The sequence below is a fragment of the Mesotoga infera genome (genome assembly GCA_011045915.1).
In the GTDB taxonomy this organism is placed as follows: Bacteria; Thermotogota; Thermotogae; order Petrotogales; family Kosmotogaceae; genus Mesotoga; species Mesotoga infera_D.
The window spans coordinates 1-8,217 of record DSBT01000288.1; the positions used below are offsets into that span (position 1 = coordinate 1).

The following is an 8,217-nucleotide window of genomic DNA, read 5'->3' on the forward strand; positions in this document are numbered from 1 at the left end:
CTCAGCGGATTTCTTTTCTACGTCTTCGCATTCGGCGGCCCGATACTCGCTATCGCAACAACAATCAACGCAACTTATATGTGGGGAACAAGGTCGTTGCTTGCGCTCTGCAGGCTGAGAGTCTTTCCATCCAAACTTGGTTTAGTCAACAGAAGAGGAACTCCGTGGGTTCTCCTGACCGTTATATGGCTTCTGTCTTCCATCACGCTGCTTACAGTCGGTGAATCTGGGCTGAATCTCTTTGCCGCCTTCGCTTCAATAGGCGGAATAGCAGTGATCGTCCCAACGATGTTTGCAGTCTTCAGACTGAAGAATGATCCAAGGCTCAAAGAAAGAGCTCCCGCAATAGTTAATAAGAAATGGTTCACCCTAATCCCGGTTCTCGGGGCCGTGTTTTCAATAGTGATATTGCTCATTCTTCTTTATCAAGTCGGGGCAGATTTCAGTGCTTCATTCTTCTTGTTCTTCATCGTATGGGAAATCATTGGCATAATATACTTTGCCTTCAGATTGAGACATCTCAATCGTGTGAAAGACAATCCATTCGCCAGAGACGACTTATCGGCATTCGACGACTGAGTCTAAGATACTTATCGACTGAAAGACACGGTCAATGCCATCCTTCCTGCATTGATTGCTTTGCGAACACATACTGTGGCGTGGTTCAGTTCACACAGTATCTCAATGTATCCACAATTCTCTCGAGAATCGGTTCATTCTGGCTCCAAAAACCCACCTTAGCCGCAAATCCAATCGATAGACAGTACCCGTCATCATCGGGCTGATAGACATGTGAGTAGATTGTTCTCTCAACGTCCCACTGGGGCGCTGTAAGTTCTATCCATATGCCGGGTTGACCGGCAATGAGCCTTTCCGACTCTTCAACAACCTCCATAGAGAGTCTGATCTCCTCTTTTTCACCTTCAAGAAACTCGGGCCTCACTCGAGCAATAACAAAGAAAACATTCTCCGAGCCAGGTTCAGAATCGAACCATCTGCTGACGGCCTTCGAATCTTCGTCGTCCTCCAGTTCGCGCCTATACTCTTGAGAATCGTCATACCAGATCGACGGAACCTCAAAACATATTCCATCGGCGAAAACCTCTACCCATTCAGCTACAGGGACTTCTCCAATTACCTCTTCTTCGGTCATAGTTTCTTCAGTATCCAACTCGTATTCAAGCTCTTCTTTTCCTGTCCATGGATCGAACGCCACATTGTCACTTACTGAATTCCCCGTTCCTCGATAGTTGAGAGAAGGATGGTGCGGACCTGTAATGTCGCCCCACCAGCAATCTACAGTAACTACCTCGACCTGACTATCGTTTCTTACACCATAGATGGTGTTCTCTTCGAAGATACAGTCAGCGAAAGATATAGGAACGGTCTGCGACGAGGAGATCCCTACTCCAGTTGAATTCCTAGAGAACGAAGATTCAAACACTTCTATGAATCCAGTGCTGTTGCTTAGATGAAGACCATCGCCGGCAGTCTTTGAGACCGACACATTCCTGGTGATCAATGATCCAGAACCTGTCTTGAAAAGACCTGCCTTGTCCCCGTAACCGGCATACATAACGATAGCCCACTCAAGCTCCGCACTACCTTCTTCCTGTATGTAGATACCTCTCCACCAACCTGGTTCAGGAAGAGAATCATCGCCGTCACGATTAGAATCTCCTCCAAATGAATCATCCCGCCAGTCGGTGAAAACGATCGGCGCATACTCAGTCCCTGCGGCCTTTAAGCTGCCGGAAACCCTTAATCCCCTATAGGCAGCAAACTTCAAAACTGTTCCAGATTTGATTTCCAATATTGCGTCCTTCGAAATGGTTAACTCCCCGGACACGTAGAATGAGTACTCACTGCTCATGCCGAATACTACATCGGAGTTTATCACTCCTCCGTCTACAAATACATCGGTTCCGTTTTCTTCGAATCTCGCCAACTGGTCGTCGAAAGAGACATTAACTGCCAGCCTTACTCCGGTCCCGTTACTTATGAATGAATTGTTCGAGAGTTCAAGACTTGAATACCCGGCGAGAAGCTTTAGCGCATCTCCTGTGACATTATGGATAGTAGAATTGGTTAGTGTGAAAGATCCTGATCCGCTACGAATGATCCCGCTCTGGGAGTACCCTATGGTAATCCAATCTATTCTGGCCTTTCCTGACTCCCTTATGTTCACTGAATTCCACCAGCCTCTATCCGGCGCGGTGGCTTCGGCATCTCTATTCGTGTCTCCGCCTACTGAATCATCTCTGAGATCGGTTATATGAACAGGCGATTGTTCAGTTCCTATAGCGATAAGTTCGCCATCAACTGTTATAGAAGTATTTTGCGCCACTTTGACAACAGTGCCGGCAAGTATTTCCAGTCTTCCATCTCTGGAAATAGAAGTGCTTCCACTCAAGAACAGGGCGGTATGCTCAGGAACTCTCCAGACTATTTCTCCACTTATGGTTCCCGCATCTACGTGAATATCCCGGTTGTTTTCGGCGAAGTGTGTCCTCTCATCTATCAACAGCGAGCTGTTCGCAACGGCCCTTACACCAATGTCGTTGGATTCGAAGAAAGATGCCTCAATAACCACTCCATCTGTCCGGCAGTTAAGTCCTGCTCCCGAATTATGAGAGAAGGTAGATTCTCTAACCACAACCCCGCCGGCTGCGTTGTCAACTCTAAAACCATCTCCTGCAATGTGCTCAACAAGAGTATTCGACATTGAAACGTGTCCCGAGCTATTCTTCAAGACTCCCGCTTTATCTCCATACCCCGCGTATCTGATCACGCACATCTCGAAGTCTGCCTCACCATCTGTCATAATACTGATCGATCTCCACCAGCCAGAAGCCGGAACCGTCTCCTCGCCGTCTCTATTTGCATCTCCGCCAACTGAGTCATCCCTAAGATTGGTGAAGTAGATAGGCAGATTCTCTTTGCCTGTCGCTTCTAGAACTCCGTAAACGATAATTCTGTTATTCTGCCTGAACTTAATGACAGAACCGGAATGAATACTAAGTGAAGCCCCGGCTGCGATATTCACGTCTCCCGTGACTATCATAGAATAATCGCTGCTTGATCCCCAGGCTACCGCTCCGTTAACAGTCCCGCCATCGAGGTGAATGTCGACCGCATTCCCTTCGAAGGTTGTTGTCTGATCGACAAAAGAAGAACCTATACCTATTCGCACTCCATTCGTATTGCTTACATACCGGTTGTCGAAATGCTCGAATGAAGAGTATCCTGCCGCTATACGGAGTCCATCCCCTGAAGTATTAGCTATGACCGAATTCGATACTGAAAGAGCACCTGTCCCGCTCTTAACTATCGTTCCACCATCGGATCTACCGCCATAGGAGATTCTGCACCAATCGAAGTAAGCAGAACCGTCGTTGCGGATACTTATAGATCTCCACCAGCCGGCCTCCGGCGGTGATTCTGCTCCAGGTATTTCACCGCCAACATTGTTGTCTCGAAGATCGGTGAAAAAGATGGGTGATTCCTCGGTCCCTAAAGCAATGAGCTTTCCATCGACGGCAAACATAGAATTCTGAGCTATCTTGATAACAGTCTCCGGCTTCACTGTGAGGCTCGCTCCGGCCGCAACAGTTACACTACCGTTCATCAGAATCGATATATATCCCGGAGTCGCCCACACTACATCTCCCGAGACTGTACCGGGATCAATCTGTACGGCGATGCTATTTTCACCAAAATACGTTATCTCGTCCACCTCTATCGAACTGCCGGCAAGAAGTCTTATTCCAATGGCATTAGAAACAATAGCTAAAGCTTCCGTCTTAACTCCGTCGGTCTTGTAATACAACCCTGAACCTGAATTGTGAGACAATGTCGAATATCTCACTTCGGTGCCGCCTGCTGCATTGTCAACTCGCAGTCCATCACCCGCAACATCATGTATGGTACTGTTCACCATTGAAAAGACTCCGGTGCTGTTCTTGATTACTCCGGCTCTATCACTAGCTCCCAGATAACCAATGACACAGTAATGGAAACTCGCGCTGCCCTCGTTCAGAAGACTTATGCTCCGCCACCAACCGATCTCCGGTGAAGTCTCATCGCCATCTCCGTTGGCATCTCCGCCAACTAAATCGTTTCGAAAGTCGGTCAAGTTTATGGGAGCGTCTTCTCTACCCTTTGCTTCAAGGTGACCGTATACAAGAATCCTGTTGTTTTGCCTCATCTTAATCACGGTTCCGGCTTTGAGTTCCAATGAAGCGCCTGCACCGATGGTTATATCTCCATTAGTAACCATAGAGTAATCGCTGTTGACTCCCCAGACAACATTCGTGTTTATTGTGCCTCCGTCAAGGTGGATATCTAGATCATTACCTTCAAATCGCGAAGTTAGATCTGAGAAAGATGAGTTTATCCCCAGCCGTAGACCAACTGAGTTGTGTCCAAAATAGTTGTTCGAAGACTCAAATAGAGAGTACCCGGCCGCTACTCTTAGTCCATCTCCGGCTCCGTTAATAATCGTTGAATTCGATATTCTTAGAAAACTAGTACCGCTCTTGAGAAGAGTAGCTCCATCTGATCTTCCCCCGTAAGCCAGAGTGCACCACTCAAGAACGGCTGAGCCTTCGTTCAGAATATTGATCGACCTCCACCCACCATTCTCGGGTAGAGTTTCCTTCCCGTCACCGTTTGCATCTCCACCCACAGAGTCGTCACGCAGATCAGTGAAAAAGATCTGCCGACTCTCTTCTCCTCTTGCCTGAAGTTCTCCGTAGACCAAGATCCTGTTGTTCTGCCTGAACTTGACAACAGTTCCCGGAGCTATCTCAAGAGACGCCCCAACACCGACCGTCACATCCCCGGTAACAATCATGGAATAATCGCCGCCGGCTCCCCACCTTACATTCGCGCCGATAGTTCCTCCGTCAAGATGGATGTCTACTTCGTTTGAAACGAAATTCGAAGTCTGGTCAAAGAAGGATGAGTTTGTCCCGACCCTGACTCCATTCGTGTTATACATGAATAGGTTGTTCAGGCTTTCGAAAAAAGAGTACCCCGAAGATATTCTGAGACCATCGCCTCGGACTCTTCGGATGATTGAGTTAGTTAGTCTCAGAGAACCCGTTCCTGCCTTGAGGATTCCTGCTCCCGTTGAAGCCCCCGCAAAGGAGATTTTGCACCATTCAAGAAAGGCAGAACCCTCATTACGAATGTTGATAGATCGCCACCATCCAGGTACCTGAGCAGTTCCGGTGAAGACAATCGGGTTCTCCTTATTGCCGACAGCCCTCAGAGTTCCGTCAACAATGAAGTCCTGATTCTGGACGATGAAAATCTCTACCCCCGGTTCGACTGTAAGAATCACATTAGGTGAAACGGTGATAGTAGACCTTACCAAGTACGGACTTCGATCTCTCGTCCAAACAGTATCTTCGGCAACGGTTCCTGACACTTCTGTGGGAGGTTTGTACCCATCAACAGGTGTCTCTGAGTTCAGGGCAAAAAGCACCCCTGACGAAAGTAGAAGGATTATCAGCAGCGAAGTCCTAACAAGCCAGAACGCTTTCATAAAGCACCTCCAGAGTATTCCAGGCTTTGCCGCCAGTACTACTCGGAGATTGGCCCGGTCACGCGCCAAAGCCATCGTATGAACTGATTATACATATGTGCGGAGAGAATACTTAGCAGATTGAATAGTGCTCTCTTGATTAAAGTAACAATCTGGAAGGCCTGGATGACCAAATGTTTGATGAGTATGGCTTTTCACAAAGCAACCTCGGCTGAAGAGACCCGTTTCGCGACTAGGTTCGATCCATTGTGATCGTTCAATGTTCCTTATGAACTCACGTTACGACTGGCCGGCATCAACGCATAGAGTTCTTGCTGAATGGGGGTATGATATCTTCTCTGCAATCATCTAGGCCAACACTTGTCTTCATAATTACTCTATAAATGGTCGAGCAGGTCTCATTCATGCTTCACAAAGGTGTTCTCGCTCAGTTCCCGGAAGGCAACATCCAGTTGTTCCCTGGTGTTCATGACTATCGGGCCTCCCCATGCAACGGGCTCGTTAAGAGGTTTCCCTGAAAACAGCAGGAATCTTATCCCCTCATTTCCTGCCCTCACCCAGAAGGTATCTCCATCGCCAAAGAGAACAGCTCGCTTGCTGTCAATGGCTTCCTCTTCATCAGGATCGAATCTTCCGCTACCCAGCAGTATATAGATGAAGAGAGTCATATCATCACCGGTCCCGAATGACCACTCTTTTCCGGCTTTGACCTCCACATCTAGATACTTGGCCTTCACATATCTTCCTTCGAATGCTCCGGTGATATTCTTGTAAGGTCCTGCAATTACGCGCACTATTGAACCTTCTTCATCTACAGCAGGAACATCATGACTCTTTATGTCTCCGTATTGAGGATTCGTCATTTTGTCCCTGGCAGGTAGATTAAGCCAGAGCTGTGCTCCAAGCAACCGTGCCGACGGTTTGGGCATCTCTTGATGAATGATCCCCGACCCTGCCGTCATCCATTGACAGTCTCCGTCGAGTATTTCGCCTTTGTTGCCCAAACTATCACCGTGCTCGATAATACCACTCACGAGATAAGTTACGGTCTCGATACCTCTATGAGGATGCCATGGAAAGCCCTTAACGTAGTCCTCCGGATTTGTCGAATCAAAGGCATCCAGCAGCAAAAACGGATCAAAATCCTCAACGTCTCTGTGACCCACTACTCTAACGAGCTTCACGCCCGCTCCATCAACGGCGGCTCTCCCAGTCAAGATCTTACTGATTTTCCGTATTCTGCTCAATGTAGGCCTCCTCTTCACTCCACGGCGGATTCTTATACATCAGTACTCAAAAGCCTTTCGCAAAAGGGTTTCTCCAGATCTCAGAATAACCTTCCATCTGAATCCAATGATCTATTATCGCAGATAGGTCTCCAAGAATATTCTCATTAGACAAGAAGATAGACAACAGGAAGGCCGGACCTTGTCCGGTCCGGCTTTAAGGGATGGGGTGAGAAAGGTCATGAAGGTTTCCACTGTCAGTTCTGCTGTACCTTGTAATCAGTTGGCGCTTACTATGCTTCTATGCCGGGGTTCATGCTCGTCTATAGTCTGAAAAATCATTTTCAAAGAAATTATAAGAAAGAATTTTGGTGGTATTGTCGCAGAAATATGGGAAAAGATGAGAGATAACCTGAAAGTTGATTTTTTGGGCAAGCCTTATGGAACACCATAGCTTGCATAGAAAGAGAAAATTGAGAAACTTGCAGCTCACTGCGTACATAATGAATCGATCTCTTTGGATTCACAGGAGATGATGATAAGATTTCGGTGTGAACTAGAGACTATCTAGGTTCATTTTTCATAGAAGGCAGACCGGTAAGAAGGTGCTTTGCCAGAGGTCAAAGACACCATAGGGATGCAATGAATACGAGTCGCCGCCCGGCAAAAATTGCTATCTGCGAATTCTCCTTGTTCATACCCGTTATCCTTTCAGTGCATTAATAAATCGTATCTACCTACTGTCAATACTCTAAAGAGAAGTCTCTCGAAACTCGTCCTAAAGCTCTCAGTTGCTCAGCGATTTTCTCACTTTCTTCTAGAAAAAGAAGACGTATTTCGTACTCATTGGAAACGTCTGCTGATCTAAAGAATAGAAGTTATCTCATAAGCAGCCCACCAAAGCGATTTTGAGATATGCTGAAAATCTCTCGAAATTCAAGGAGGTATGATTATGAAACGTCAGCTTATCCTTCTCTTCGTACTGCTTTCGGTGATAGTTTATTGTATCGATCCCTACTTCACCGAAGAGAAAATAAACACGTTTATTGAACGGCTCGAATCGGAAGGGTTCATTGTTCAGCAAGGGACATTCTACTCATTCGATATGCCCGACCTATTCTCAAACTACATTACGCCCAGCTGTTATGGAAACAATGCCGATACGCCTTACTGTGTTTACTATATGCCGCCGGCTCCCTCTCAAACTGTAAATAATACCTTCCCATTCACTTTCAGACTTAGAGAAGACGAAGCTGTTGTCTTTCTGGGATGGACGCCCCCGGAGGTAAAGTACTTCAGCTATGAAACTCTTCTGATGTTTCGCTACCTGCCATACGTTGAAGGGCCCGTAAGGATATTCGGAGGCGTTGGGGACACGGTTAACATAACAAACATAAAAGCCGGAGACTCAATCCTGGAGAAGACCGTTGGCACAGTGTA

Annotated in this window: 4 protein-coding genes; 2 read left to right on the top strand and 2 right to left on the bottom strand. The window is 47.0% G+C overall.

All coding sequences use genetic code 11. The annotated features are described in order from the left end of the window. The coding region (locus ENN47_09420) for an amino acid permease (GenBank protein HDP78381.1) at window positions 1-579 on the top strand (579 nt) is incomplete at its 5' end. 85 nt (window positions 580-664) lie between these two features. On the opposite strand, the gene ENN47_09425 is transcribed toward ENN47_09420, so the two are convergent. Next, a complete protein-coding gene (locus ENN47_09425) occupies window positions 665-5,551 on the bottom strand; it encodes a right-handed parallel beta-helix repeat-containing protein (GenBank protein ID HDP78382.1) in 4,887 nt (1,628 codons plus the stop codon). A gap of 398 nt (window positions 5,552-5,949) precedes the next feature. Continuing rightward, a complete protein-coding gene (locus ENN47_09430; protein ID HDP78383.1) occupies window positions 5,950-6,798 on the bottom strand; it encodes a pirin family protein in 849 nt (282 codons plus the stop codon). A gap of 931 nt (window positions 6,799-7,729) precedes the next feature. On the opposite strand from ENN47_09430, the gene ENN47_09435 reads away from it, so the two are divergent. Then, window positions 7,730-8,217: hypothetical protein (locus tag ENN47_09435; GenBank protein HDP78384.1), on the top strand; the 488-nt coding region annotated here is incomplete at its 3' end.

Coding starts and splice junctions, on each gene's coding strand:
- ENN47_09425 (HDP78382.1), bottom strand. CDS start 5,551: ATGAAAGCGTTCTGGCTTGTTAGGACTTCGCTGCTGATAATCCTTCTA.